We start from the raw sequence: 26,636 nt of genomic DNA, 5'->3' as shown, positions 1-26,636 counted from the left end.
GAGGTGTCTTTCACCAAAGAGATAGTTTGACCGGCAAGTGCAGGTGTTATTGATTTAAGCACCTGTGGCGCGATAACAAATCGGTATTTCACCCACCGAGACAAGCCCAATGAGTCAGCCGCCTCCCACTGACCTTGGTCGATACTTTGTAAACCACCGCGCACAACTTCTGCAATGTAGGCAGAAGAGAGTAAGCCGACACATAACACGCCAGAGGCAAGGTTTTCCCAAAGGTTCGAAGGCCCAAACAGAAAGCGCTGTAGCGCATTTGGTTCGCCGTTGTAGTTTCGTAGAAGATCTTCCAAACCGAGTAACGGGATCAATTGGTTAGAAATGAAAAAGTAGAAAATAAAAACAAACACCAACGGAGGGATGTTTCTCACTAACTGGATAAACGCATTGGCAGGTGTGCGCAACCAAACGGAACGAGAGAAGCGTGCTAAGCCTAACAAAGTGCCAAACACTAATGCGAAGCTGATGCCCCAAATACTGAGCCTTAACGTCGAAATCAAACCTTGGAAGAAGTAGGGCAAACCACCATCTGCTCTAGGCGTGAAAAGTAATTCAAGCGCCTCTTTCCACTGCCACAAATAATGCACACCAACAGCGGACCGATGGTACAGCCAAACACCACCGATACCGCACATAACAAGTAGTACCCAGTCTAGTGTGTTTAATTGCGGTAAAAGGTAGCCTGTGCTGGATTTCGCGGGTGCTGTGCGAGTGGTAGTGTGTTCGCCCAAAAATTTGACTCCGATAAGTTATGGAAAAGTAAAATGGATGATTGGAGAGTATAGGCTCGCGGCGTCCACGAGCCATTTAGATTACTGGCCTTGCGCGACTTGATCTTGCCAATCTAATGTCGAGAACCAGTATTCATAACGTTGTTTTAACCATCCATCTTGGGTTCTTGCTTCAATCCATTTATTGAAAAAGGCCTTTTTATCTTCTTCCCCCAAGCGAACCGCAAAGGCTTCGTTACCTTTTGATAGTCGCTCAGAGAATGGAAGGAATAGCTTGTCACTGTGTTTCACTGTCTCATGTTCTGGCTTTGGGCTAGAGGCAATGACCGCGTGGGCGTTACCATTCAGCACCTCTTGGAAGGCTTGCGCATCGTCATCAAATTGCAGAATCTTCGCTTTCGGGAAGGTTTCTCTGGCTACTTGAACGGTGAATGCGCCGCGACGAGCCGCAATTTTTACGCGTCGTGAGTCAAAATCGGAGAATTTGCTAAAATCAGAGGCGAGTTCTTTGTTTGCTGCTACTTGAACGCCTGAGTGCGAGTAGGCCTCAGTAAACAACACGCTTTTGGAACGTTCAGGCGTAACCGACATGCCACCGATGATCACGTCGAACTTTTTCGCCAGTAGTGCGGGAATAATGCCATCCCACGCAGTTGGTACGAATTCCACTTTCAAACCTGAATCTTGTGCTAAGCGTTTGGCCACATCGATTTCAAAACCGATTAACTCACCTTGCTTGTTACGCATTGCCCAAGGTACAAATGTTGACATACCAACGCGCAAAGTGCCTCGTTCTTTGATTTGATCTACATTGGGTGTGGCGACATCTTCTTTCGCGATTGTAGGCATAGTGATGGCTAGCCCTAATAATGCAGTAATGGTCGCTTTGAATAACTTCATGTTATCTCCTTATAATTTGCGCCAACTGGCTCCGAGTTTGTGTTCTAGCCATGCAGACAAGCCAGAAAGTGACAGAGTGAGAGCAAGATAAATTGCTGCCACGGTAAACCAAATTTCGAACGGCATCGCCGTCTCTGAGACGATGTTGCGTGCCTGTGTTGTTAGATCAAAAATCGCCATCACGCTTACAATGGAAGAGTTTTTGATCAAAGAAACCACTTCATTGGTTAATGGCGGTAATGTGCGCTGTAAAACCTGAGGCAAAATTACGTCTTTGTAGGTGTAAAACGGTGATAGCCCGAGAGTTTGTGCTGCTTCGAATTGCCCTTTAGGAATACTGTTTAAACCTGCACGGAATATTTCCGCGGTGTAGGCACCTTGGAAAAGGGATAATGCCAAAACGGCGGTGCTGAATCGGTCCAAACCAATCACGGGGCCAAACACGAAGTAGAGTAAATAGATTTGCACCAACAACGGCGTGTTACGTATTACTTCGACATAAGTGGTACCAATAACATTGCCGACTTTCGAATCGCTAAGCCTTAGTAACGCGGTAACCAACCCTAATACTAAGGTAAAAAATAGACTAATAGCCGAGATGTTTAGCGTGACCAATAACCCATCGATAAGTTCTGCTGGCCACCATTCCCCATCTTCATAAAAAGCGATGTAATCAGGTACGCGTTCCCATTGCCATTGATAGCCCATAGCAGCGGCACCAGAGTCCAACACCCACACAATCGCGATGAAGAGGAGCATCATTTGCAGCAAAGCTTGAAGGACGGGTTTGATTACGCGAACTATCATCAGTAACTTAAAATTTGGTTCAAAAATGCTTGGGTTCGTGGATGCTGTGGTGTTTCAAATAAGGCGATCGGTGAGTTCATTTCCACGATTTGGCCTTCATCCATAAATACCACGCGGTTCGCTACTTTTTTGGCAAATCCCATTTCGTGCGTGACGCAAATCATCGTCATTCCACTTTGAGCCAGTTCAACCATGACATCCAACACTTCGTTGATCATTTCCGGGTCAAGCGCCGAAGTCGGTTCGTCAAAAAGGAGTAAGTCCGGTTCCATACATAAGGAACGGGCAATCGCGACGCGCTGCTGCTGACCGCCGGAAAGCTGGATGGGGTATTTGCTCGCTTGTTCTTCAATATTGACGCGCTTGAGGTAATGCCGTGCGCGTTTTTCAGCTTCTTGTTTTGACAATTTGAGTGTGCGAATCGGCGCTAAGGTAAGGTTTTCCAGTACAGTTAAATGAGGAAAAAGGTGGAAGTGCTGGAACACCATGCCGATTTTGCCGGGCTTAAGGGATTTTGCATGAGAAGGCTGGTCGAACACATGAAGTTGGCCTTCTTGAATCGATTCAAGATGGTTGATGCAACGAATGAGCGTTGACTTTCCTGAACCAGAAGGGCCACACACCACGACGATCTCGCCAGAATGCACGGAGAAGTTGATATCTTTTAGAGCGTGGTAATCGCCATACCACTTGTTTACGTCGCTAAACTCAACGACGGGAGTATTCTCTTTCAAAGGGGCACGCTATAACGGAAAAATATCCTTTTACAATAGCAAGTTGTGCGCATAATTTCATTAAGAATAAGCTAATGTTTAGGCGATGATTTTAAGACTCTATTCAGATCGATTACAAGATACATCCATGTTTCTTTAATGTTGGTGCAGTCTAGAGTATGACTAACTCAGTTCAACGAGATACGGATAACGAACAACAATCGCAACAACAGACATAACCATTAGTGTCTGTGCAGAATAGTAGGTCACCATGACAACTTGTCGTGAAAATATTGACCGTCCTCCAAAGCGTTCGAAAGCCAATACGATGCCAGAGATAATAAAGATAAAGCTTCCGAGCACTGCAAAAGAGGAGGATTGTGTTTTCCCACTCAAATAATACTCGATCGAAGCCCAGCACATAGTCATCAGTACCAATATATAACTAGCAACTGGCCGTTTTTCTTTACCGAGATCCGGTCGGAACAACCAGTAGACGCATATACCGAGTCCGAACAAGGCAATTGGGAGCCAAGGTGTAAAATGCCACGCTGACATGATGGCAAAACCATAACTATAGGAGAGATGGGCAGAGCAAAAGAGCACTAATCCTGTAATGAACTTGTCTCTAGGGAGCATTAATAACACGTCACCAAGCAACGAGAGCGATAAGCCAATCAAAATCCAATGCGCATATGGCATTGGGTAAGCCGGGGACTGAATTAAAATACCAAGCATACAGAGCACTGGTAATGGTTTAGAAACGTAAAAGAGCCATTTAGAGCCTTTACGGATACTGATGATATGTATGAATGCTAATACGACAACAACTAGCCACATAAAGTGTTTTCTCGAACAGACAAAATTATGTAGTACATCACTACAACAAATCAAAACTTAATTAACGAGTTAACTCGTTCTTTGATCTCAATTATTTTTATTTGTGTAAAGCTGGACAGTTGTCTCTTTACTAACCAACACGGCCGATTTTTTGTCTGGAGGGAATCGTTGTTTTTAGAAGCCTCCTCGTTTTGAACGTGATGTGGCTTACAAAATAGCATAAAAAAACGGTATTGTGACTGTTAAGTCACAATACCGTTAAACCCTAGGAAGGGCAGTGAAGAATTGTTGCAGTTATGAGACAGCTAACTCTAAGATTTCTCGGCTACGTTCAAGTGTGATCGCCTGGTTTTCACCTAAAACAGTCATGCCGTGTTTGTTTAGTTGATCAATGATGGCATCGATAGCTTGTTCACGGCTCTCACCATAGTTTTCGAGCTTAGTTGCGACATCAAGTTGATGATAAAACGCTTCGATAGATTCGATTGTGCGCTCTGCTAAATCCTCACCTGCTTCAAGACCAAATACGTTGCGACCCATTTGTTCTAACTTAGGGCGCTTAAACTGCATTTGGTTACGAAGTAACGACGGTTGGACAATTGCAAGAGAACGCGCATGATCAACGCCCCATAGAGCCGTTAATTCATGGCCGATCATATGTGTCGCCCAGTCTTGTGGAACGCCACTACCAATTAACCCATTCAATGCTTGGTTAGCAGACCACATTAAGTTTGCGCGCCACATATCGTCGTCTCGTTCCGCAAACTGTTCTCCGAGTGTTTTTAAAGTTTTCAGCAGTGTTTCTGCGTAACCATCTTGAACCATTGCACCGGTAGGAAGCGTCAAGTATTGCTCACATACGTGCACCCATGCGTCAACAATGCCGTTGATAAGCTGGCGTTCTGGCAGTGTTTTCATTACATCTGGGTCTAACACGGCAAATTTTGGCTGCACTGCTGGAGACATGAACGGAAGTTTGTCTTGAGTTTCTTTTTTAGTGATAACTGCGCCCATGTTTGACTCTGAGCCTGTTGCTGGCAATGTCAAAATTGCAGCTAGAGGCGTCGCTTCAGTGACTTGGTGCTTACCAATCATGATATCCCAACCATCACCATCATACTTTGATGCCGCTGCTACGTATTTGGAGCCATCGATGACTGAACCACCACCTACCGCTAAAATAAAGTCAACGCCATGCTCTTTTACCATTGCGACTGCTTTATCGAGTGTTTCTTTGGTTGGGTTTGGTTCAACACCTGAAAACTCTAGCCATTCATGTGCCTCAAGAGCTTCTGCTACTTGGTCGTACACGCCATTTTTTTTGATGGAGCCACCACCGTATACCACTAAAACTTTTTGGTCGGATGGGATAGCTTCTTTGATTGCAGCGATTTGTTTTTGACCAAAGAAAATCTTGGTTGGGTTTACATAAGAAAAGTTCATTATTAGCCCTCTTGCTTCCAGTGAAGGAGATTGAATACATGCATATTAGTCCTGATTAACGATCGTTAACAGGTCGATTTCTGCAAATAATTTGCCTATTTCTACAAAATTAATGCTCTTGAGCTAGAAAGTTAATGTCGAGAGGAAGTATAGTGCTCGAAACGATAATAGAGACCAAACTCGTTGGTCATTGATGGAGCGCTCTAATGCACACTCTCGCAGATATCATGCAGCAATATGTTGAAAAGCAGGGGCTGCATGACCTAGAAGGTATGAAGAAAACAGCGATAGATGGCGTATGGTTTTATCGCAGTAGCAAAGGGAATCATCGCCAGCCGTTTGTCTATCAGTCCGGCATCATCGTATTGGGTCAAGGGCATAAGAACATTCATATTGGTGATACACCAGTGCAATATGGGCCCGAAGATTACCTTGTTGTCGGGGTTCCCATGCCACTAGAGTGCGAAGCGTTTGCGACAAACAATGAGCCTTTACTTGGCATTTCGATAGATATTTCGCCAACGCTTCTTCATAAACTCGTTAAAAAATTAGAGGCTGAGAAATTCAGTAATAAGTGTCTGGATGCAACCCGTTGCGGCCTTAAGTCGGTACGTATGAATGAAGGTATGTTGGATGCGTGCAAGCGGTTAATGAAAGCAATGTGTAACGAGCTTGATGTCATCATGCTTGGCGAGCTGCTTCTTGAGGAAATTGTGTATCGTACTTTGGTGAGCAAAGAGGGGTATGTTTTATTTGACCTAGCACATCAAGAAGGTTCTTACGCGAGGGTCGCTAAAGCACTAAATCGTGTACATCAAGCGTATCATGAACAGTTGAACGTACAAGCATTGGCTGAAGAAGCCAACATGAGTGTGTCTGCTTTCCATCAAGCATTTCGCAATGTCACGCTTGAATCTCCGCTGCAATATATTAAGAAAGTTCGACTTAACAAAGCGCGCGAATTGATCCAGTTAGAGGGGCGACGTGTTAATGATGCAGCGAGAATGGTCGGGTACACGAGCCCATCACAGTTTAGTCGCGAGTACAAGCGGCATTTTAATGAAACGCCAAGGTCAACAAAGGCTTAGTGATCTTTATTTCAAAATGGCGACTTTTTTTACCTTTTTTATTAATTTGCGAGTGACATATTTATTTGAGTTATAAAATTAGTTACTGGTGCCAAATAATAGGTACGTTGTTGCAATCATTTAGTGGATTGTTGCGAGGCGGTGTGGAAAACTCGTAAATAGATAGTGTGAAATCACCAACTTGTACTTAAGTTATTTTACGTCGAAATAAAAGTATAGATGCGCTTCGTTTAGCGCATTTAGTATTGTTTTAACAATAACTTAAGGAAGAGCGATTATGCACCTTAAAAACGGCAACGCAGTGAAAAACGTGTTCACACTAAGCACACTCACCGCTTCTTGTCTTATGGCCTTCAATAGCTACGCAGCAGTTGACTGTGCCCCTCTAGAAACTTGGCAATCATCAAAAGTTTATAACGGTGGCGACCAAGTTCAGCATGAAGGTAATGCTTATAAAGCGCGTTACTGGACGCAAAACAACAATCCAGCGCAATCTGGTGAGTGGGGCGAGTGGGAAACACTTGGCGCTTGTGATGGCGCTGGACCGGTTGATCCACCTCAGAATGAAGTCCCGACGGTTACTCTGACATCGCCTTCTGCGTCGGCTTCTGTGACTGCGGGTGATGTTGTTAACCTAGCTGCAGATGCGGCAGATACTGATGGGACTGTTAGCAAAGTAGAGTTCTTTGTTGATGGTATATTAGTTGGTCAGGCAACGTCTGCGCCGTATGCTGCATCGTGGACAGCAACTGAAGGACAGCACGAGTTCTCTACCAAGGCCTATGACGATGCAGGTGCCGTTAGTACGGCAAGTGTTGTGACGTTAACTGTGGCATCAGCGCAACCTGGTAACGAAGCGCCGACAGTGGATGTCGCGCTTTCTGCGACCTCTATTGACCTGGGTGGTTCCGTCACACTGACTGCAAATGCTACGGATGCGGATGGTACCGTTTCTAAAGTTGATTTTTATGTTGCAGGTGTACTTGCTGGCACTGCTACAGCAGCGCCATACACGCTGGATGTAACCCCTTCACAAGCTGGCTCATTAAGTGTTTATGCGAGAGCTACCGATGATGCTGGAGCAACAGCAGATTCTGCACTTGCGACGTTAACGGTAAACGGCGGCGCAGTGACATCTAATTGTCGTCCTGATGGTCTTTATCAAACAACGGGTGTAGATGTTCCTTACTGTTCTATTTATGACGAAGAAGGCCGTGAGAAAATGGGGGCTGATCACCCACGTCGTGTAATCGGCTACTTCACCAGTTGGCGAGCAGGTGACGACCCACAATCGACTTACCTTGTTAAAGACATTCCTTGGGAACAACTTACTCACATTAACTACGCGTTTGTGAGCATTGGTTCTGACGGCAAAGTAAACGTTGGCGACGTTAATGATCCTAACAACCCTGCTACAGGTAAAACTTGGCCAGGCGTTGAGGTAGATCCTGCTCTTGGTTTTAAAGGTCATTTTGGTGCACTAGCAACTTACAAGCAAAAACATGATGTTAAAACGCTAATCTCGATTGGTGGTTGGGCTGAAACGGGCGGTCACTTCGATACGAACGGCGATCGTGTAGCTGATGGTGGCTTCTACACCATGACGACGAATGCGGACGGTTCTATTAATCATGCTGGTATTGAGAAGTTCGCAACTTCAGCCGTTGAAATGATGCGTCAGTACAAGTTCGATGGCCTGGATATCGACTATGAATACCCGACGTCAATGGCTGGTGCTGGTAACCCTTACGACAAAGACTTCATGGAACCACGTCGTCAGTATTTATGGGCGTCTTACCAAGAGCTGATGAAAGTATTGCGTGAGAAACTTGATGCGGCATCCGCGCAAGATGGTATTCATTATATGCTGACTATCGCAGCACCATCTTCAGGTTACTTGCTACGTGGGATGGAAACCTTCGATGTAACTAAGTACCTAGACTACGTAAACATCATGTCTTACGACTTGCATGGGGCTTGGAATGATCACGTTGGTCATAACGCGGCTTTATTCGATACAGGTAAAGACTCTGAGCTAGCGCAGTGGAACGTATACGGCACTGCTGCATACGGTGGTATCGGTTACTTGAACACAGACTGGGCTTACCATTACTTCCGTGGCTCTATGCCAGCAGGTCGTATCAACATTGGTGTTCCTTACTACACCCGTGGTTGGCAAGGTGTTACTGGTGGCGACAATGGCCTTTGGGGCCGAGCGGCACTACCAAACCAAGCAGAGTGCCAACCGGGCACAGGTGAAGGTGAGAAGAACAACTGTGGTCACGGCGCTATTGGTATCGACAACATGTGGCATGATACCGACCCTAAAGGAAACGAAATGGGCGCTGGTTCTAACCCAATGTGGCATGCTAAGAACCTAGAAAACGGTATTTGGGGCTCTTACGCAGCTGCTTACGGTCTCGACCCTGTCAACGATCCTTCAGATAAGTTTGTTGGTACTTATACCCGTCATTACGATAGCGTTGCTGTGGCACCTTGGTTGTGGAACGCAGAGAAGAGCGTATTCCTATCTACGGAAGATAAAGCTTCTATCGAGGTGAAAGCCGATTACGTTATCGATAAAGAGATCGGCGGTATCATGTTCTGGGAACTAGCCGGTGACTACAACTGTTACGTACTGGATGCAAATGGTAATCGTACGGCAGTAGATGCCACTGAACAAGCTTGTGCGGCAGGTAATGGTGAATACCACATGGGTAACACTATGACCAAAGCTATCTACGACAAGTTTAAGTCTGCGACGCCTTACGGTAATAAAGTAGCGACTGGTCCAACACCAACTGAAGCAGTAGACATTACTGTTAGTGTTGGCGGCTTCAAAGTTGGCGATCAAAACTACCCAATTAACCCGAAAATCACGTTTACGAACAACACTGGTCAAGCGATCCCTGGCGGTACTGAATTCCAATTCGATATCCCAGCATCTGCGCCGGACAACGCGAAAGACCAATCAGGTGGTGGTTTGAAAGTGATTGCTTCTGGACATACTCGAGCAAACAACATTGGTGGCTTAGATGGCGTAATGCACCGTGTGTCGTTCTCTCTACCAGCATGGAAAGACTTGCCAGCGGGCGGCACTTACGAGCTTGATATGGTTTACTACCTACCAATCTCTGGTCCGGCTAACTACTCAGTGATTTCTGGTGGTAAAGAGTTTGCGTTCAAGTTTGAACAGCCAGATCTACCAATTGGTGATCTCAATGCGGGCACGGGTGGTGGTACCACTGAACCAGGTACGTGTGATACGACAGGTTTAGTGACATACCCAGCTCTGCCACAAACGGATTGGGCAGGTAATCCAAGCCACGCTAACCAAGGTGATAAGATCATCCACAACGGTGTGGTTTACCAAGCGAACTGGTGGACAGCGGCTGAACCGGGTACAGATGGTAGCTGGTCAACGGTATGTAACATCTAATTATTATTGATTATTTGTTATAGCCTAATGTTTACAGGCACTTAAACAAAAGCGCACGATGATTATCGTGCGCTTTTTTGTTGTGATAGTTTGTCGTTTAATCGAATTGGTAACTTTCGGGTATGACGACAATACCTTTGTCTGAGATTTTAAATCGCTTCGCATCTTCAAGTTTGTTGATGCCAATTTGAGTATGTGGCGGAATACGAACATGTTTATCAACTATGCAGTTGACCAACTGACTTCCTTCACCGACTTCTACGTCATCAAAAATGATGGAATCGACTACCGTTGCACTATCTTGAATGCGTACATTAGAAGAAATAATGGAGTGTTGTACTGAGCCGCCGGAATTGATGACACCGGTAGCAATGATGGAGTTAATAAAAATACCTTCATTACCCGTGGCCGACGATACAGTACGAGCTGGTGGAAACTGCGGCTCGTAAGTACGAATCGCCCAATTGGACTGATAAAGGTTCATTGGCGGCACAGGTTCTAGTAGATCCATATTCGCTTCATAGAAGGAGTCAATGGTACCCACGTCGCGCCAATAGCAATCTTTATCGACGCGCCCTTTACTGCCACAGAATTGATAAGCGTAAACGGATTCCGTATCAATCAGCTTAGGTATGATGTCTTTTCCGAAGTCATGGCTTGATGAATCGAGTTTTGAGTCTTCTTCAAGCGCTTCTTTCAAAACATCCATATCAAAGATATATATTCCCATAGAAACAAGGCTTCTGGTCGCGCTTCCAGGAAGAGTTGGTGGGGTTTCAGGTTTCTCTATAAACGAAGTAACGAGCCCGTTTTCTGCGGTGCCCATTACACCGAATGCTGAAGCATCCTCTACGGGAACATCCATACAGGCAACGGTGAGCTTAGCACCTTTCTCTTTATGCTCTTCAAGCATTGCGGCGTAGTCCATTCGATAGATATGATCGCCGGATAACACAACCACATACTTTGCATCATTTCGCGATAGCAACCACATGTTGTGATAAATCGCATCGGCGGTTCCTTCATACCATGCACCACCTTTGCGCATTTGTGGTGGAACAGCAGTGATGTACTCGCCTAGCTCTGGATTGAATATCGACCAGCCGTCTCGTAAGTGTTTTTGAAGTGAATGAGATTTATATTGGGTTAAAACAAGGATCTTGCGTAAACCCGAATGTAAACAATTGGTTAGTGTGAAATCTATAATTCTATATTTTCCGCCAAAAGGTACGGCTGGCTTGGTTCTGTCATCGGTGAGTGGGCTGAGTCTAGACCCCATCCCTCCTGCTAAAATTACGGCAAGTGCGTCTTCCATAGTATTCCCTTTCCCTTTCTGACATGCATCAAAACGGTGCTAACCTGAAGGAGGTGGTATGCAACGCAGAGGTTTTGAAAAGCATGTGCTAATGTGCTTATTAGTGAAAAGTCTACTACAAGAATCGAGCCATAGAATATCTCCTTAAAAATCAAGGAGGTTAAAATTTCACTGTAAGACAACTGCACCATATTAGTGAAGCGCTAAATAGCCCGTGCATCAAATTGGCGCAAAATTGTAGAAAGGAGAAGTCAACAAGTATGGATTTACAATGTAAAGTGGCGACAAAACAAGAAGATAAATAGGGTTTTCTATCTTAATAACTATGGCTAAACAAGGCTTAGGGTTAGCGTCTTAACTCTAAAGGTCTAAAACAGGCGCGTTGATGTAAGGCAGGAGAGCTTTGTATCAACAATTCAAGAGTAGAAGGCCTGAGACAACTCTTTTCACAGTTGTTGAGAGTGAGTGGGTAGGTAAGTAGACCACTCACTTAATGAATATGCTCACTTCACTGATAGCGATACGTTATCACTGTACTAAGAGAGACCGATGATATTTCCTTCATCATCAAGATCTAAATTCATAAATGCGGGTTTATCAGGTAAGCCTGGCATCGTCATCACGGTACCAGATAATGCGTAAACGAATCCTGCGCCCGCACACAAGCGCAGCTCGCGGATTGGGACGGTAAAACCAGTTGGTGCGCCTTTGACTGCGGAGTCTGTGGTTATCGATAGTGGTGTCTTCGCGATGCAAACCGCTAAGTTGTTAAAGCCTAATTGCTCAAAATGTTTGAGCTGTTCAGTCGCGATAGGAGTCATTTCTATATTGGTTGCTCCATAGCCCGCTTCACATACTGCCATGAGCTTTTCGAGTAATGATTGCTCTTTGTTGTATAACGGACAAAACTCTACAGGCGTGGTACACGCATCAATAACATGTTGAGCTAGTTCCGTTGCGCCTTGTCCGCCTTGCGAAAAAGCGGTGCTGATGGCTACTTTAACTTCGGGATTAAATTGGTGAATCAGCTCTTCAAGAGCTTTAAGCTCTTTCACACAATCTTGTGGAAACTGGTTAATGGCAACGACAGCAGGTAAACCGTATTTATGAACGTTATTTATGTGCCATTTTAAATTTTCAAACCCAGCCTCCAATGCTGCTTGGTCCGGATTAAAAATGGAATCTGGAATAGCCATACCTGGGCGTAAATCGTAGTGTCCAGAATTCGCTTTGAGGCCGCGTAATGTTGCTACGATCACTACACAGTCCGGGGCTTTGTTGGCGGCAGCAGCTTTAATGTTACACGCTTTCTCAAATCCCATATCCGAACCAAAACCGGCTTCAGTTACCGTGTAACCTGACAGTTTTAGCGCAATATCGTCCGCGATAATGGATGAATTTCCATGGGCGATGTTTGCAAATGGACCTGCATGGATCAACGTAGGAACACCTTCTAGAGTTTGCATCAGTGTTGGTGCAATCGCCTCTTTTAGTGTTACTGCCATTGCTCCTGCAACTTGTAGATCTTCCGTAGTGACGGGGTTTCCGTTCAAATCGTACGCTACGACAATTTTCCCAATACGTTGACGTAAATCTTTTAAATCTTTGGCTAGTGCAATGATAGCCATCAACTCGGAAGCCGCTGAAATATCGAACCCTTCGTCACGCTCGAAACCATTGATGGTTTTTCCTGCATCATTGAGGCCAATTTTGACTTTACGTAGTGCACGATCATTATGGTCCATCACTCGTTTCCAAGTAATACTTGCCGTGTCGATTTTAAGTGCTCTTAACCCGGTGCGTGATTCAAAGGCATCATAACCCTCGCGTTGCTCATGGAACAAGCGAGCGTCAAGAGCGGCTGAAGCAAGGTTGTGCGCCGCTGTCACTGCGTGAATGTCACCAGTAAGGTGTAAGTTTAACTCTTCCATTGGAGCTACTTGAGAATAACCACCGCCCGCTGCGCCACCTTTAATACCGAAGACGGGTCCCATCGAAGGTTGCCTTATACATGCAATAACAGATTGATTAAGCTTTGCTAAACCTTGCGCCAGTCCTATCGTCGTAACGGTTTTTCCTTCGCCAAGAGGAGTCGGCGTGATCGCAGTGACGAGTACAAGTTTACCGTCATCATTTGCTTTGAGTCGTTCCAAACATTTTGGGTGGACTTTGGCTTTGTGCTTCCCGTGAGTGTCATACTCTTCGGGCAATAGTCCTACTTTTTCCGCGATAACATCAATAGAAGAAAGTGGTGTGTTTCGGCAAATTTCGATATCTGACTGCATGGAGAATCCCCAAAGTGGCACAGGTAGCGTTGAAAAACTACCTGAGTTATAACGAGTATTATTGTGAGGCAAAGGTCTGCTTGGTGATGGTACTGTTTCGGTTAGGCTTGTAAAGAGTTTACTGCTTCGTATTGTGCGACATACTAACGAAATCTACTCGTTATAGTGCTAGATAAAAACAAAAAGGCCACCAAATGGTGACCTTGATATATTTTTAGCTTTAAAGTTGTCGTTTTAACGATCCCAATAAGTCTCTTCTAAGCTATCTTCTCGTTCAGGAAGCGCTCGCGATAGGCGAGGAGAGTGCTGCGTCAACACTTCATAGCTTACTCGGTTTGCGTATTTACAAATCTGAGAAAGTGAGGAGTAGGTTAAGCATCGTACTTCGTGCTTTTCTGAGTTAGGCACTTCTTTTTGGTGAAAAGAGTTTGCTGCCATGTCATGCAGTAAGGCTGAAAGGGCTGCATCACCTGCACCGTTAGTGTTCTTAATCTCTAGTGGTCCACCAAGGTAAGGGCCGATGTGAGAGTAGACCTTCATTGGGTTTTGACAGTCTTCTTTACGCATCGCACGACTAAACTCGTACTGGTTAAAGGCTTCGAGGGAGCTTTCAAGGATGTCGTGTGTGGTTTCTCGTTTTACTTTCTCGTCGGTGTAACCAGCCATGTACAGACCATTTGGTCCTGCTGTACAAAGTACGAGATCAACCCACTCAAGTGCTTTATCAGCAGCTGCTAGCGGCTCTGTTTCACCTGTTAGCGCCGCACCTTCTTCTTCATTCATAGCGACAACAGAAATGTTTTCGCGAATGTATTCTTGCCACCACTGTGCGTTGCCTTCGATAACGTACTTCGTCCCTAACGTAAGTACAACAGGGACATCGTGCTTCTTAGCAAAGTCGATTGCTCTTTGTACCGCTTTAGGCATTGGATCTTCTTCTTTACCACGCATTAGGTAAGAAGAAACAACCAGGGCTGATGCTTTCTCAAAGATCTCTTCAGGAATGCTTTCCGGAAGTAGTTGATTCATATGACCTTCGTTGATAGCAAATGTACGCTCACCGTCTTGAGAAATTAGGGTGTAGCAGCGACCAATAGGGCCATCTACCGTTTGTAAATGGTTAAGGTTCATGCGTGAAGACGTACGGCAAAGGTAGCGATAAGCAAAAGAACCGACTTGAATGTTCTTAGACATCACACCGAGCAAAACGGATTTGCTATCGGCTAAAACTGAGTAGTTGTGAAGAGTATTGCCAATCGTGTCACCTGGGTATTGGTGTGTGATCAGGCCTTGCTCAACCAGTTCTTCGTAAAGTGCATCTGCTTTGCTTTCTTCAAGAACGAGCGAATGTCCTTTACTCAGGTTGTATTTCTCTAAAAACGCGTCATCTACACGTGCTTCGATATCTACAATGGTTTGACCGACACCAACAATAGTTGGGCGATATAGCTTAGGTGCCTGTCGGATTTGGTTTACTAATGGATCTCGAGCGTGAGTTGGGAAGTAGTGTTTAGATTTACGCTGACCAGGAAACTTCATGCTTGTTCTTGAGTGAGAAAAAAAAGAGGCGGGATTGTATCACAAAAAAATGAAAATCGTGGCGATTTATTACAAAGAAGTCAGCTCGCTGAAAAAATCAGCGAGCTGAGTAAATAGCAACCAAAGCAGCTGCAATTTATGACGCTTGTCGTATTGCAATGGGTTGTTTTTTAAACTTGTTGCTCAGCAGCGCCCGGAAAGAGCCTGCTCCGCGCTAACTAAATTTACCCGCGTTACTTTTTCACTTCAGTTGGCTCAACGTAAGCCTTGGTACCCCAAAGTGGGACTGTCGAAAGGCTATGCTTAAAACTACCATCGGTCTCTTTTGTTGTATAAGACAAGTAGAGTAAGGTTTGGTTATCGGCATCATAAATACGGCGAACCTTCATTGTTTTGAAGAAAATGCTTTTTGACTTCTTAAATACAATTTCACCGGACTTACTCTTATCTATTTTTGCAATCATTTCCGGTGTGATTTCGCCAGTCTGACGACATGATATTGAGCTATCACTTGGATCTGCTAAGCTGAAATCCGCTTCGATAGAGGCGATGTGACATGTGACACCTGTTACCACCTCGTCTTTCAACTCACCGACTTTGATGTCTTTCAAAGTAAACCAACCGAGCCCCACGTCAGCAACATCGTTATCTGAACAACCAACTAGAGTAGTAGCAAGCAATGCACTTAACAGCATCTTTTTCATTATTTTTGTCCTTAACTAGGAAAGATATTGATGAAATCTATCAGAGGTTTGCACCTAAAACAAAATTTAGCCACGGAAAGGTCTATGTGCGCTAGGTTTGTTGCGGGCTTCATGCTAATGTACTGCTCTAAACGAAGGTATCAAGATGAATGAACAACAGTTAGCCAGTATCGAGCGTAAAAATACATGGCTGTATGATCTGGTCGAAGTTGAATTTCCGACACCAGAGAGTTTGAAAGGGCGCGATGTCTATTTCAAAACGCTAGAAAAAGCAACGTATCAAGTAGTCGACAAAGACACACTACTGGAAAGTGACTCTGAATTTAACCCCGACGATATTTTTCTGGTCGATTTTCATCGACTGACCATTATGTTCTCTATCTTGCAATCTCAGCGCTGGGAACAGCAGTATGATAAAGATATGATCATTGAATATCTGACACAGATTATCCTCACGCCAGATTTTGAATTATATGTTGGTTTTAAATCTGGAGTCCCAATTGGTGCTGCTATTGTTAGCCATCTCGAAGGAAATACACTCATCTCTGATGTTGCTGTTTCTGAATCAAAATACAAAAGCTCGTTTGTGGCTGATCTGGCTAAAAGACTAAGCACCGAGCAAAAACTGTTAGACTCAGTGGTTATCGAAAACTAACTTACACATCAATGTGCATAAAAAGTAAAGCAAGATGACGTTGGGTGATCTTGCTTAGAAAAACTGTAATTGCTCCCTTCTATTTCCATGAAATGCCAAGCTCGTCGTTTCAACAATCCCAAACTCAAATAAGATTAATCCAAACATTCTTAAAATCAGCTTGGGCTTGAGCCTTTAAGACGTCTGGAGATGGCTATGGCAATTACCAATATTAAGTGCGTGATATTTGACTGTGATGGTACGTTGGTCGACAGCGAAAGACTGTGTTGCCAAGCGCTCGTCAATGTATTTAACCAGCATGGGGCTGAGTTAACGATGGAAGAGTGCGTTTCTCACTTTAAAGGAGGAAAGCTCGCTGACATCCTTTTAGATACTAAAGAATTGAAAGATATCAAAGTCCCAATTGATGTTTTAGAGCCGCAATACCGAGAAGAAGTCCAGTCTCTTTTTGTGCGTCACTTACAGCCGATGGATGGCGCAAAACGATTAATTCAGTTTTTGGATTCGCATAATATCGAATATTGTGTGGCGTCTAATGGACCTAAAGATAAAATTGAATACGCTTTGGAGTTAACCGGTTTACTCGATGCTTTCCGAGGGAAAGTGTTCTCGGCATTCGATGCGAATAGTTGGAAGCCTGAGCCCGATTTAATCATGTACAGTGCTATGAGCATGGGCTTTTTACCAAGTGACTGTCTTTATATTGATGACACGCCTAAAGGAGTCGAGGCGGGACTAAACGCCGGTATCAAAACGGTGCAGTTATTTAATGGTGAAGCTATCAATCTTGTTGATGACGAGCGTGTAATTCGCATCCATCATTTAGATGAATTAAAAGAGCAGCTGTGTGGCTGCTCTGTTTGACCTACTAATGGCAAACCGGACTCAAGCTGTGGATGTGCTTAAGTTTAGACTGTAGGTAAGGCGTTTGATGTAGACATTGGATAGATGAGAAGTTTTTTGTATGAAATCCACAAGCAGCGCATGTGAATTTCTCGCCATCCGATGAAATGAGATATTCATCTCCTTGGCAGAGTGGGCAGTTCAGGTTCTCTATGTCTTTTGTGTCTTTGTAATTATTCATATTGTTTTCCAGCAGCAAATTGGAATTGGCAAGATCAAGCATAGCGGAACGCTTTGTTTAAGAACATTATTTCATCCGGTACAGCGAGAACTTGAGATTCACTTCAAATATCCACTTGGATGTCGTAGAAAATATCGAAGGTAATAGTTGAACACGGTTTAAAGAAAAGGGCTCCTTAAGGAGCCCTTGTTGATCATAAGTTCCACAACGTTATGCGGTGCGGTAGCGTTGTAATATCTCACCAAGAGAAACGGAGGCTTGCGTGAGATTAGCGACGCCAGCGGTAGATTGCTCCGCCACTTCTCTGATTGTGCTTGATTGACTACGAATTTCTGAAAGTTCCGATGCAATATCGTTAGCAACTGCGCTTTGTTCTTCAGCAGATGTGGAAATCTGAATGCTCATGTCCATTAATGAGCGTGCTGACTCGGCAATAGAGGTAACATCATGGCCGATTTCATCAATAAGCTGGCTGCTGGTTTGAGCTTGCTGAACGGTTCGGTTGGTGATTGAAGCAATGTTCTGGCTCTCAATTTGAAGCTTCTCAATCATGGCTTGGATCTCTACTGTTGCCTGTTGAGTTCTGCTTGCTAATGTACGTACTTCATCGGCAACCACTGCAAATCCACGACCTTGTTCACCAGCACGGGCTGCTTCGATTGCTGCGTTTAGTGCCAACAGATTAGTTTGTTCTGAAATGGCGTTAATCGTTGTGATCACGTCATTAATCTGCGTCGTATTCTCGTTTAAATTGGTTACTGACGTAGAGGCTTGTTCAATATAGCTAGATAACGTCTCTATCTCGCCAATCACGTTTTGTACACGGCTTCTGCTTAGTTCGATCTTCTGGGCATCTTGGTCTGACTGCGTCGTTGCTTGTTGAGAAATACTTGATACCTCCTTTGCAGAGGCTGTCATTTCTTCCATTGCCGTCGCGACTGAATCAAGCGTTTGATATTGATGAGATATCTGGGTTTCACTCAACTGCATATCTTTTTCGAATGCAGAAGATGTCTCGCTCAACATCGTTGCATTATTTTTAACACTATTAACCAGTTCACTTAAGGTATCCATAGACTTGTCTAGCGCACAGCCGATGGTACCGAATTCATCTCGACCTGGATGGAAACCAAGACGAGAGGTTAAGTCACCGTCACCAATTTTTTCGGTTGTTGTATATAAAACCCACAGAGCTCCTCCGATAAACGTTGCCACCCAGTAAGAGAATAGGGCAAAAGGAATAACCCATAAGAAGCTGAGTAATAGTGACGATAGAGCTGATGATTTTAACGATTCGTATTGTGTGGACACATTTTGAGTCAGCTTAATCACTTCCCCAGAATGCAACTTGGCATAAGCGGTCACAGACCCATCGACAAAAGAACTCTCGCTTACGCGGTTCGATTTCGATACGCCGTCAATTTCTGTAGCGCGGTTTGATTGAGCATCAACGATACCAGAAAGCTTCGCTTCGCTCGCCGAGATGGCTTGCTGCTCAAATTGTTGTATTTCATTGAAGTAGCGGCTTCCAGCCACTGAAGTGAGGGCTACTAAAAACAGTAGGAATATAACCCACATTTTGTCGTTGATAGACATCTTGATAAACAGCCTGTCTATCGTTCTAAACTCAACTTCTCTCATTTAAAGCTCCATTAGAGATAAAAGATATTGACCAAATCTATTGCTATATCGAAACAAAATATGCGAAGTTAATCAGCAAAATATGTAACGAATACTAAATTTAGTTTAAGAAATGAGATCTAAGGACGCCTATAACAGTATGTTATATCTTTAAATTGACATGAATGTTGATAAAAGAGTCATTTCTCTAAAGTGTTAAGCGGATATGAAACCTAATTGCAATCGTTTACTTTTGATTATGCTCATAGGTTTTTAAATCTTTACTTCTCGCTGTCATGAATGTGTCATATAAAGACTATAAAAAGGAGTTGCTGATGTGGATATGGCAAGAGTCAGGCCGTCAGCAAGTAAAAGCAAGAGAGCTTAAAATAAAGGAGGTCACAATGAGCGACCAATACCAAAACGATGAGAGCCTAGAGCTGCTAGATGCGCTTGAAATTGGCATTATCTTGTCGGAATACGTTGGCTCAGACAACGAAGCCGAATAGCGGAACACTCTCATCTCGTCGTAATTGACGTTATACTAGGTTCATGTCACACCAAGCCCTAGAGGCCAAAACTGGCGTCGAATGAACTTTCTAGCCCACCTGCATATCGCAGATCACAGTAACAGCCATTTATTGGGAAACTTGCTTGGAGACTTCGTAAAAGGAGATCCAAGCAAGCTGTATGAGCGCGATATCTCAAACGGCATCAGATTACATAGATTTGTTGACCGTATTACTGATCATCATCCAATCGTCAACGAATGTAAGCCTCATTTCACTGGTGTTGCGCGACGTTTTGCACCTATCGCTTTGGATATGTTTTGGGATCATTGCCTTGCAAAACACTGGAACGACTTTCATTCCGAGCCTCTCGAACACTTTGTCCAAACGGCATACGAGAGAGTAAACCGAGAGGTTCATGAACATTTGCCGCCACGTTTTTTGGTGCTCCACAGCAGAATGTGGCATGGCCGATGGCTTCAATCCTATCAAGATCTAGGCAATATAGAATTTGCACTACATCGGATGTCGCAAAGAAGTCCTAGGATGGCAGACTTAACCACAACATTTAAAGTGATTGAAAGTGATTACACCGAATTAGAAGAGAAGTTCTCGTCACTTTATCGAGATGTTTTGCGCCAGTCGTATGATTTTCAGCAACAGCTTAATGACTCAACTCAATGAGATAGAAAAGTAGTATGGCTTTAGGGGCTCTGGTAAACTCTGCGCTCCAAAAATAATGAGGTTACACATGTCTGTTAATTTTGCTGATTTAGGCATCGAACAAAAGCTAATCGAGACGCTAGGCAATCTAAATATCGTGACGCCAACACCAGTGCAAGAAAAGTCAATTCCACACGTCCTTGCAGGAAAAAACTTACTTGCTGCTGCACAAACTGGTACGGGAAAAACGGCTGCGTTTGGTTTACCTATCATACAAACCGTTCAGCAAAAGAAACTTAACGGCACACCTCAAGCATTGATTTTGGTTCCAACACGCGAGCTTGCACAGCAGGTATTTGATAATTTGAATCAGTACTCGGCAGAAACAGAACTTCGCATTGTGTGTGTTTATGGTGGTACAAGCATTGGCGTACAAAAGAGAAAGTTAGAAGAGGGCGCTGATATTTTGATTGCCACGCCAGGCCGCCTTTTGGATCACCTGTTTAATGGTAACGTAAACATCTCTAAAACCGGTATGCTCGTGTTAGACGAAGCCGACCGTATGTTAGATATGGGATTTTGGCCTGACTTGCAGCGCATCTTCCGACGTTTACCTGCAGAGAAACAGATCCTATTGTTCTCTGCGACATTTGAGAAGCGAATCAAAACTATTGCGTATAAACTCATGGAATCGCCAGTTGAAGTCGAAGTTTCACCAGCAAATACGACTGCTGAAACGGTAACACAAATGGTTTATCCAGTGGATAAAAAACGGAAACGTGAATTGCTAGCGTACTTAATTGGCTCGCGGAATTGGCAGCAAGTGCTGGTATTTACAAAAACGAAGCAAGGCAGTGATGAGTTAGCGAAAGAGCTCAAGTTAGATGGCATCAAAGCGGTTTCTATCAACGGTGATAAATCACAGGGTGCCCGCCAAAGAGCTTTGGATGAATTTAAACAAGGTAAGGTACGTGCTTTGATTGCAACCGATGTGGCAGCACGAGGGTTAGATATTCAAGAGCTAGAACAAGTCGTGAACTTTGATATGCCATTCAAAGCAGAAGATTATGTCCATCGAATTGGCCGCACTGGAAGAGCAGGAAAGTCAGGTTTGGCGGTTTCTCTGATGAGTAGAGATGAGGAGTACTTGTTGCAAGCTATCGAGAACCTGCTTGATCAACGCTTACCCCAAGAATGGCTGGCAGGTTTCGAACCAAGTCTTGTAGAAGAAGTTGAGCCTGAACAAAATGGGGGTGGGCGCCGTCGTAGTCGTTCATCTGAGAAGCGTAAGCTAAAAGCAAAATTGGCGATTCATAAGAATCGTGGTAAATCACGTAGCTCTCGCTAAACCGCGCAAACTTTTGTTCTTACATAGTCAGGCTGTTTTTGCCTCTTCATAGACGTCTAACGTTTGGGGGATAGCAAGTAGGTACCCTTGATACATATCGAAACCGAGCTTTTTCATTAAGCGAAGTTGATGCTCGGTTTCAATTCCTTCGATAACGGTTTTAGAGCATAACGCTTTTGCGAGTGATAATGCATCGTTAAGCGCTTTAAAATCACCGTTTTCATACCTTAGCAATAAAGAGCGATCCATCTTGATTATATCTGGGCAAACGCTTCTCACTCGCTCAGTTGTCGATGCATTGACGCCATAATCGTCAATCGCTAATTTAAATCCTTCAAGACTTAACTCCCGAGCAGCTTGAGACAAAGAGAGTTCATCCTCCACCTTCAATTCAAGTAACTCCATGACGATTTGTTCATTCATCAAATGCGATTCATAAATGGTTTGTTTTAGCAGTCGGTTATAAGTGATGTCTTTGACTAGTATCTCTGCCGCTACCGGTAATACATTGAGAAACAATTGTTTTGTGTGAAAGCGAGACTGAGAGAAATTTTTGATATGGATTAGGCGACTTAAGCGTTCAACATTGAGCAAATCTTGAGTGGGAGTCGCTTTGGATTGGAAAAACTGATCTGGCCTAACCATGGTGCCATTGGCATTACTAATTCTTACCAGTGCTTCAAGGCCAACGATGGAAATATCGTTCTTATATATGGGTTGAAAGACACTGCGGAGAGTGAAGTTCGCGTATTTCGCAATATACTGCCCGTCGGCTTCTTTCCGGATGCAACTAAGTAGTTGCGAGATGCTCATCATTGTTACCACAACCTAAATCAATGTCTCAACATCAGCGTTATCGCGCTAATTTTTCTATTTCATTGGCAATGAATCTAAGTGTGCTCATTAACTCAAGCAAGAACGATGGTAATGGATGGGTAGTTTTGTCGAGTGATATCAAACAAATTGATGAAATAATTGATAATCTCAGCACTTCAATTTGATGCTACCATTGCAGTACGGCATACAACTGCAAATATTTTCTGACTAACTGCTGTTTGTTCGAACGCCGTAAAGGATGCCCAAACTTAATGTAACAAGGGCTAATACCGAATCGAGTGTCCAAAGATTGCGTGAGTTGCGACTCGCTGGTGTACAGTGTGATTCCTTGTTCTGTGTATTCGTTGATCTGATCGGGTAGTTCACCCATCCACCAATGAAGCAATTCTCGGCTCGTTTTGCTGCGACTTATCCAATGATCGCAAACCAAAAAGAGTAGGTCATTAGGCTGTAAGGCATAGCCATATTCACTCTGCCATTCCGTAATTGATGAGAGTAAGTTTTCCCGGCAAGATTTTCCGGCACTGACCATATGGTGACTCAGAACCCAGACAGTGCCAATGTCGGATGAAATTCGATAGTGATGGGGAAGGTCTGGAGAATCCAACACTTCGATTGGCTTTATCACGCAGTTGTATCCAAAGTGACGAAAAGTATGTTCCATCCTTCTTGAAAACGCGAGACCAAGATGATGCTCACTCATGCCTTGGTTATGCACCGCAGGGTAATGCTTTTCACACAGCTTAAGACAGTCGTCTTGAAAATCATTAACACTTTGAATAACTAGGTCGAGTAGCAAAGAATATCCCTTAATAATTACAAAACGAACTGCAAAAGGTTAGCATAGTCTTTTGAGAATAGACTAATTTACTTCGGCAACTTCTTGATCTAAACACCAAATTTCTCACAAATGACCGTGTCTAATCTTTAATAGAGCAATACGAAAGAAGCAGAAGTTGAACAAAAATTTGAAAGGGAAAAAATGATAAAGCTAGAACGCGCACAAAAAGAGGCGTTGGCCACCGCCATTCAAGATTACATGCAAGACGAGCTAGATGTTGAAATTGGCCAGTTCGATAGTGAGTTTCTAATTGATTTTATTACAGAAAAACTAGGACCAATTTATTATAACAAGGGTGTTGAAGATGCTAAGTTACTGGTTGAACGCAGAATGTTAGAAGTTTCCGAAGAGCTGTATGAGATAGAACAAGAAATTAAGCTGTAAGTTTCAGTTTTACAAACGATTTAAAGTTCCTTCAAAAAATTCGAACAACTTGATAGATACGGCACCATTGGCTGGATGTAAATGATGGTAAATAATCTGTTTCATATGACGTAAATAGGTTAATGTAGTGTTTCTTGCTCAGCATTAACTTAGGAATATATCTAGGAACTTGAGATGGATACACTGGTAAAGAATTACAACCTTACTGCACGCGTGATGCATTGGTTATCAGCGCTGTGCATTATTGGTCTATTTGCAGTGGGTTTGTGGATGGTCGACCTTAGCTATTACAGCGAATGGTATCGAACTGCGCCGCATTACCATCGCTCTGTCGGTATTTTACTCGCTATTTTAACTTTGGCACGCATCGTATGGAAACATGTGACGGCGTCACCAAAGGTAGAAGGCAAACGTTACGAAGTGCTTGCTGCTAAAGCAGCGCATGGTGTCATGTACCTACTATTGGTCACCATCTTTGTTTCAGGTTACCTCATTTCAACGTCTGATGGACGCGGCATCGAAGTGTTTAATTGGTTCACCGTGCCAGGAGCGGGAGAGTTATTCCCAGGCCAATCAGATATTGCAGGTGAGATTCACTTCTATGCAGCTTGGGCAGTCATCCTGATTGCAGGTTTACATGCTATTGCTGCACTAAAACACCACTTTATCGATAAAGACAACACATTAAGAAAAATGTTAGGAGCTTCAAAATGAAAAAGTCACTTTTCGCTACAGGATTAGCTATCGCTATGGCACTGCCATTTGGTGCGCAAGCTGCAGATTATGTCATCGATACCAAAGGTGCTCACGCTTCAATCAACTTTAAAGTTAGCCACTTGGGTTACAGTTTCATCAAAGGTCGTTTCAATACATTTTCTGGTGACTTTTCTTTTGATGAAAACAACATTGCTGGCTCAAAAGTAAATGTTGTTGTTGATACAACCAGCCTAGATTCAAACCATGCTGAACGTGACAAACACATTCGTAGTGGTGACTTCATCGATGCTGGTAAATACAGTGAAGCAACCTTTACGAGCACAAAAGTGGTTGATAAAGGCAATGGCAAACTAGATGTAACTGGTGATCTAACGCTACACGGTGTTACTAAGCCTATTACTATTGAGGCTGAATTCGTTGGTGCTGGCAGTGACCCATGGGGCGGCGAGCGCGCTGGCTTTGTTGGCAACACTCGCCTAGAGCTTGCTGACTTTGACATCCCAGTAATGGGTGCTTCAAGCTACGTCGATATGGAACTTCATATCGAAGGTATTAAGAAGTAATTAGTTCCTTTTAGATACACTAAAAGCGCTCTTCACTTGAAGAGCGCTTTTTTATTATCTTAATCACATCACTAACATCGATAAACCCGTCAGTGATAGCGATTGAAAGCCAATAGACGTTGTAAATGTTTAGCGAATTACGCTGTTTCTAACTCGCTTTTTTCCACTAGGTTTAAACGCTCACCAAAAATCGGGCGTAGTGCTTTTAATACTTCAGTACGAGTAACCACCCCGACCATCTGCCCATTTTCAAGCACAGGAAGCACTTGTGGCTTACTTACTTTGATACTTTTAGCGCGTTCTTCGAGAGACAAAGACGTCAAGCGAGTGGCAATACCCATACTGCTCGCTGGGTACAACTGCTCTTTATCGATACATAGGAATTCCACAACATCAACGAGGCGATCACCAGCGTCAATTGCGACCACATCTCGGCTCATGATGTCGACGACTTTTTGGTCTTTCACCGGAATGTAGTCCTCACACCATAGTTCTACCATCACATCGTGAGCAGAGAAGAAGCCAACTAATCGATTTTGTACGTCTACAACAGGTGCGCTAGTTACGTTGTTATCAAGTAACACATCCAGCGCGGCTGCAATTGGCGTTTCTGCACGAATGGTGACTGGTTTTTGGTTCATAATGTCTTTAACAAAAGAGGCATTTTTCATGGTGAAATCCTTAACTGACGACAGTGTTGTAGTTGTAGTGATAGAAGAAATATTCGCTGCTTTTAGTTCTGGTCGGCGAAAAATACACCAGTTTGAAAGGCCAACTAATACCGCTCCGCCGACGATGTTGCCAAGCGTGACAGGAATTAAGTTAGCGGTAATAAAGTGGCTAATGTTTAGGTCTGTGTATTGTGACGCGGGCACACCGACAGATGCCCAAAAAGATTCAGGTGCAAAATTCGCGATAACAATACCAAGTGGAACCATAAACATGTTCGCAACACAGTGCTCAAAACCGCTGCTGACAAACATTGCCACAGGCAAAATTGTCATTGCTGCTTTTGTCATTGCATTTGCAGAACTAAATGTCAGCCAAATCGCTAGGCAGACCAACAGGTTACAGAGAATACCGAGTGCAAACGCTTGAATGAGAGTGTGGTGAAGTTTGTGTTGTGCGATGTTAAGCGCATTTAATCCCCATTGACCGCCATCCATCTGATAAAGACCAGCAGCAGTAACCAACGCAAGTAGGAACATCGCACCAATAAAGTTACCAACGTAAACTTTGCCCCAGATCGAAAGCATCTTACCGAACGAGATTTGCTTATTGGCCCAAGAAATACTGGATAGGACGGAGCTGGTAAATAATTCACCACCGCAGATCACGATGAGGATCAATCCCATGCTAAATGCGAGTCCACCAGCTAGGCGGCTCAAGCCCCAACCAGCGCCCGTACTGCCGGTGGTCACCGTGATGTAAAACAAGAATGCTAACCCGATGAACGCGCCGGCCATAATCGCGAGGCTTAATGTCATACTGCTGGTTTTGTTTGCCTTACTTAACGCAAATTTTTCCGCTTCAACCATCATCTCTTTTGGAGAAAAATACTGGTGATTTTGAGAACTGGTCACCGCCATATTGACTCCT

Annotated in this window: 24 protein-coding genes; 10 read left to right on the top strand and 14 right to left on the bottom strand. The window is 43.9% G+C overall.

The window, feature by feature from the left end; genetic code table 11:
• The 6 genes from R7E00_RS04560 to R7E00_RS04535 all read right to left on the bottom strand — a co-directional run.
• The coding region (locus tag R7E00_RS04560; protein WP_318124402.1) for an amino acid ABC transporter permease at positions 1-743 on the bottom strand (743 nt) is incomplete at its 3' end.
• Positions 744-824: 81 nt separating this feature from the next.
• Positions 825-1,643 carry a transporter substrate-binding domain-containing protein gene (locus tag R7E00_RS04555; protein WP_047103554.1) on the bottom strand — a complete coding sequence of 273 codons (819 nt, stop codon included), beginning with the start codon at positions 1,641-1,643 and terminating at the stop codon, positions 825-827.
• 9 nt (positions 1,644-1,652) lie between these two features.
• Positions 1,653-2,450 carry an amino acid ABC transporter permease gene (locus R7E00_RS04550; protein WP_151515609.1) on the bottom strand — a complete coding sequence of 266 codons (798 nt, stop codon included), beginning with the start codon at positions 2,448-2,450 and terminating at the stop codon, positions 1,653-1,655.
• Positions 2,450-3,184: an amino acid ABC transporter ATP-binding protein gene (locus R7E00_RS04545; protein ID WP_151515608.1), complete on the bottom strand. Its 735-nt coding sequence runs from the start codon at positions 3,182-3,184 to the stop codon at positions 2,450-2,452. Before R7E00_RS04545 ends, R7E00_RS04550 begins: the two co-directional genes overlap by 1 nt.
• A 162-nt stretch (positions 3,185-3,346) precedes the next feature.
• A complete protein-coding gene (locus tag R7E00_RS04540; protein WP_005376394.1) occupies positions 3,347-4,003 on the bottom strand; it encodes a lysoplasmalogenase in 657 nt (218 codons plus the stop codon).
• A gap of 294 nt (positions 4,004-4,297) precedes the next feature.
• Positions 4,298-5,446 (bottom strand): iron-containing alcohol dehydrogenase, encoded by a 1,149-nt coding sequence (locus R7E00_RS04535; RefSeq protein WP_047103556.1) that lies wholly within the window; start codon positions 5,444-5,446, stop codon positions 4,298-4,300.
• A gap of 206 nt (positions 5,447-5,652) precedes the next feature.
• Between R7E00_RS04535 and R7E00_RS04530 the strand changes: the two genes are divergently transcribed.
• Together R7E00_RS04530 and R7E00_RS04525 are read left to right on the top strand one after the other, a co-directional pair.
• Positions 5,653-6,534: an AraC family transcriptional regulator gene (locus R7E00_RS04530; protein WP_005386077.1), complete on the top strand. Its 882-nt coding sequence runs from the start codon at positions 5,653-5,655 to the stop codon at positions 6,532-6,534.
• 277 nt (positions 6,535-6,811) lie between these two features.
• The gene (locus tag R7E00_RS04525; protein WP_258477001.1) at positions 6,812-9,973 is read left to right on the top strand and encodes a chitinase C-terminal domain-containing protein; all 3,162 of its coding nucleotides are present in this window, start codon (positions 6,812-6,814) and stop codon (positions 9,971-9,973) included.
• 97 nt (positions 9,974-10,070) lie between these two features.
• Here the strand turns inward: R7E00_RS04525 and glgC are convergent, their stop codons facing one another.
• The 4 genes from glgC to R7E00_RS04505 form a co-directional block, all read right to left on the bottom strand.
• Positions 10,071-11,288 (bottom strand): glucose-1-phosphate adenylyltransferase, encoded by a 1,218-nt coding sequence (glgC, locus tag R7E00_RS04520; RefSeq protein ID WP_033906540.1) that lies wholly within the window; start codon positions 11,286-11,288, stop codon positions 10,071-10,073.
• A gap of 536 nt (positions 11,289-11,824) precedes the next feature.
• Positions 11,825-13,573, bottom strand: a complete 1,749-nt coding sequence (locus R7E00_RS04515; protein WP_186585332.1) for a formate--tetrahydrofolate ligase — start codon at positions 13,571-13,573, stop codon at positions 11,825-11,827.
• A gap of 234 nt (positions 13,574-13,807) precedes the next feature.
• The gene (locus R7E00_RS04510) at positions 13,808-15,112 is read right to left on the bottom strand and encodes an inosine/guanosine kinase (RefSeq protein ID WP_005376376.1); all 1,305 of its coding nucleotides are present in this window, start codon (positions 15,110-15,112) and stop codon (positions 13,808-13,810) included.
• A gap of 233 nt (positions 15,113-15,345) precedes the next feature.
• Positions 15,346-15,816: a CreA family protein gene (locus R7E00_RS04505; protein ID WP_005397614.1), complete on the bottom strand. Its 471-nt coding sequence runs from the start codon at positions 15,814-15,816 to the stop codon at positions 15,346-15,348.
• Between the two features lie 145 nt (positions 15,817-15,961).
• Between R7E00_RS04505 and R7E00_RS04500 the strand changes: the two genes are divergently transcribed.
• Positions 15,962-16,471 (top strand): hypothetical protein, encoded by a 510-nt coding sequence (locus R7E00_RS04500; RefSeq protein ID WP_005376378.1) that lies wholly within the window; start codon positions 15,962-15,964, stop codon positions 16,469-16,471.
• A gap of 195 nt (positions 16,472-16,666) precedes the next feature.
• Positions 16,667-17,335 carry an HAD-IA family hydrolase gene (locus R7E00_RS04495; RefSeq protein ID WP_031778921.1) on the top strand — a complete coding sequence of 223 codons (669 nt, stop codon included), beginning with the start codon at positions 16,667-16,669 and terminating at the stop codon, positions 17,333-17,335.
• A 430-nt stretch (positions 17,336-17,765) separates the two neighbouring features.
• Here R7E00_RS04495 and R7E00_RS04490 read toward each other — a convergent pair whose 3' ends face one another.
• Positions 17,766-19,196 carry a methyl-accepting chemotaxis protein gene (locus R7E00_RS04490; protein ID WP_005376380.1) on the bottom strand — a complete coding sequence of 477 codons (1,431 nt, stop codon included), beginning with the start codon at positions 19,194-19,196 and terminating at the stop codon, positions 17,766-17,768.
• 314 nt (positions 19,197-19,510) lie between these two features.
• Between R7E00_RS04490 and R7E00_RS04485 the strand changes: the two genes are divergently transcribed.
• The 3 genes from R7E00_RS04485 to R7E00_RS04475 all read left to right on the top strand — a co-directional run bounded on the left by R7E00_RS04485 (position 19,511) and on the right by R7E00_RS04475 (position 21,695).
• The gene (locus tag R7E00_RS04485; protein WP_005376381.1) at positions 19,511-19,684 is read left to right on the top strand and encodes a hypothetical protein; all 174 of its coding nucleotides are present in this window, start codon (positions 19,511-19,513) and stop codon (positions 19,682-19,684) included.
• 81 nt (positions 19,685-19,765) lie between these two features.
• Complete coding sequence (locus R7E00_RS04480; RefSeq protein ID WP_262606041.1) at positions 19,766-20,368, top strand: ACP phosphodiesterase; 603 nt, start codon at positions 19,766-19,768, stop codon at positions 20,366-20,368.
• A gap of 67 nt (positions 20,369-20,435) precedes the next feature.
• Positions 20,436-21,695 carry a DEAD/DEAH box helicase gene (locus R7E00_RS04475; RefSeq protein ID WP_005376383.1) on the top strand — a complete coding sequence of 420 codons (1,260 nt, stop codon included), beginning with the start codon at positions 20,436-20,438 and terminating at the stop codon, positions 21,693-21,695.
• A 27-nt stretch (positions 21,696-21,722) separates the two neighbouring features.
• Here the strand turns inward: R7E00_RS04475 and R7E00_RS04470 are convergent, their stop codons facing one another.
• Together R7E00_RS04470 and R7E00_RS04465 are read right to left on the bottom strand one after the other, a co-directional pair.
• Positions 21,723-22,511: an EAL domain-containing protein gene (locus R7E00_RS04470; RefSeq protein ID WP_042520834.1), complete on the bottom strand. Its 789-nt coding sequence runs from the start codon at positions 22,509-22,511 to the stop codon at positions 21,723-21,725.
• A 187-nt stretch (positions 22,512-22,698) separates the two neighbouring features.
• Positions 22,699-23,331, bottom strand: coding sequence for a hypothetical protein (locus R7E00_RS04465; RefSeq protein WP_005376385.1), 633 nt, complete (start codon positions 23,329-23,331; stop codon positions 22,699-22,701).
• Between the two features lie 183 nt (positions 23,332-23,514).
• On the opposite strand from R7E00_RS04465, the gene R7E00_RS04460 reads away from it, so the two are divergent.
• The 3 genes from R7E00_RS04460 to R7E00_RS04450 all read left to right on the top strand — a co-directional run bounded on the left by R7E00_RS04460 (position 23,515) and on the right by R7E00_RS04450 (position 25,037).
• Positions 23,515-23,757, top strand: coding sequence for a DUF2164 domain-containing protein (locus tag R7E00_RS04460; protein WP_042520836.1), 243 nt, complete (start codon positions 23,515-23,517; stop codon positions 23,755-23,757).
• A 174-nt stretch (positions 23,758-23,931) separates the two neighbouring features.
• Positions 23,932-24,471, top strand: a complete 540-nt coding sequence (locus R7E00_RS04455) for a cytochrome b (protein WP_005390157.1) — start codon at positions 23,932-23,934, stop codon at positions 24,469-24,471.
• Positions 24,468-25,037: a YceI family protein gene (locus R7E00_RS04450; RefSeq protein ID WP_158173064.1), complete on the top strand. Its 570-nt coding sequence runs from the start codon at positions 24,468-24,470 to the stop codon at positions 25,035-25,037. The genes R7E00_RS04455 and R7E00_RS04450 overlap by 4 nt, the downstream gene beginning before the upstream one ends.
• 137 nt (positions 25,038-25,174) lie before the next feature.
• On the opposite strand, the gene focA is transcribed toward R7E00_RS04450, so the two are convergent.
• Positions 25,175-26,626 (bottom strand): formate transporter FocA, encoded by a 1,452-nt coding sequence (gene focA, locus R7E00_RS04445; RefSeq protein ID WP_005390162.1) that lies wholly within the window; start codon positions 26,624-26,626, stop codon positions 25,175-25,177.
• Positions 26,627-26,636 lie beyond the last annotated feature (10 nt).

It is taken from the genome of Vibrio sp. Vb1755, from assembly GCF_033338635.1.
Taxonomy (GTDB): Bacteria; Pseudomonadota; Gammaproteobacteria; order Enterobacterales; family Vibrionaceae; genus Vibrio; species Vibrio alginolyticus.
Note: the sequence above shows the minus strand (reverse complement) of the source record. Positions and strands in the feature narration are given on the sequence as shown.

What these genes read in the sequence shown, in the direction of transcription:
- R7E00_RS04555 (WP_047103554.1), bottom strand. Translation starts at nt 1,643, where the DNA reads ATGAAGTTATTCAAAGCGACCATTACTGCATTATTAGGGCTAGCCATC.
- R7E00_RS04550 (WP_151515609.1), bottom strand. Translation starts at nt 2,450, where the DNA reads ATGATAGTTCGCGTAATCAAACCCGTCCTTCAAGCTTTGCTGCAAATG.
- R7E00_RS04540 (WP_005376394.1), bottom strand. Translation starts at nt 4,003, where the DNA reads ATGTGGCTAGTTGTTGTCGTATTAGCATTCATACATATCATCAGTATC.
- R7E00_RS04535 (WP_047103556.1), bottom strand. Translation starts at nt 5,446, where the DNA reads ATGAACTTTTCTTATGTAAACCCAACCAAGATTTTCTTTGGTCAAAAA.
- R7E00_RS04530 (WP_005386077.1), top strand. Translation starts at nt 5,653, where the DNA reads ATGCACACTCTCGCAGATATCATGCAGCAATATGTTGAAAAGCAGGGG.
- R7E00_RS04525 (WP_258477001.1), top strand. Translation starts at nt 6,812, where the DNA reads ATGCACCTTAAAAACGGCAACGCAGTGAAAAACGTGTTCACACTAAGC.
- glgC (WP_033906540.1), bottom strand. Translation starts at nt 11,288, where the DNA reads ATGGAAGACGCACTTGCCGTAATTTTAGCAGGAGGGATGGGGTCTAGA.
- R7E00_RS04515 (WP_186585332.1), bottom strand. Translation starts at nt 13,573, where the DNA reads ATGCAGTCAGATATCGAAATTTGCCGAAACACACCACTTTCTTCTATT.
- R7E00_RS04510 (WP_005376376.1), bottom strand. Translation starts at nt 15,112, where the DNA reads ATGAAGTTTCCTGGTCAGCGTAAATCTAAACACTACTTCCCAACTCAC.
- R7E00_RS04505 (WP_005397614.1), bottom strand. Translation starts at nt 15,816, where the DNA reads ATGAAAAAGATGCTGTTAAGTGCATTGCTTGCTACTACTCTAGTTGGT.
- R7E00_RS04500 (WP_005376378.1), top strand. Translation starts at nt 15,962, where the DNA reads ATGAATGAACAACAGTTAGCCAGTATCGAGCGTAAAAATACATGGCTG.
- R7E00_RS04495 (WP_031778921.1), top strand. Translation starts at nt 16,667, where the DNA reads ATGGCAATTACCAATATTAAGTGCGTGATATTTGACTGTGATGGTACG.
- R7E00_RS04490 (WP_005376380.1), bottom strand. Translation starts at nt 19,196, where the DNA reads ATGAGAGAAGTTGAGTTTAGAACGATAGACAGGCTGTTTATCAAGATG.
- R7E00_RS04485 (WP_005376381.1), top strand. Translation starts at nt 19,511, where the DNA reads ATGTGGATATGGCAAGAGTCAGGCCGTCAGCAAGTAAAAGCAAGAGAG.
- R7E00_RS04480 (WP_262606041.1), top strand. Translation starts at nt 19,766, where the DNA reads ATGAACTTTCTAGCCCACCTGCATATCGCAGATCACAGTAACAGCCAT.
- R7E00_RS04475 (WP_005376383.1), top strand. Translation starts at nt 20,436, where the DNA reads ATGTCTGTTAATTTTGCTGATTTAGGCATCGAACAAAAGCTAATCGAG.
- R7E00_RS04470 (WP_042520834.1), bottom strand. Translation starts at nt 22,511, where the DNA reads ATGATGAGCATCTCGCAACTACTTAGTTGCATCCGGAAAGAAGCCGAC.
- R7E00_RS04460 (WP_042520836.1), top strand. Translation starts at nt 23,515, where the DNA reads ATGATAAAGCTAGAACGCGCACAAAAAGAGGCGTTGGCCACCGCCATT.
- R7E00_RS04455 (WP_005390157.1), top strand. Translation starts at nt 23,932, where the DNA reads ATGGATACACTGGTAAAGAATTACAACCTTACTGCACGCGTGATGCAT.
- R7E00_RS04450 (WP_158173064.1), top strand. Translation starts at nt 24,468, where the DNA reads ATGAAAAAGTCACTTTTCGCTACAGGATTAGCTATCGCTATGGCACTG.
- focA (WP_005390162.1), bottom strand. Translation starts at nt 26,626, where the DNA reads ATGGCGGTGACCAGTTCTCAAAATCACCAGTATTTTTCTCCAAAAGAG.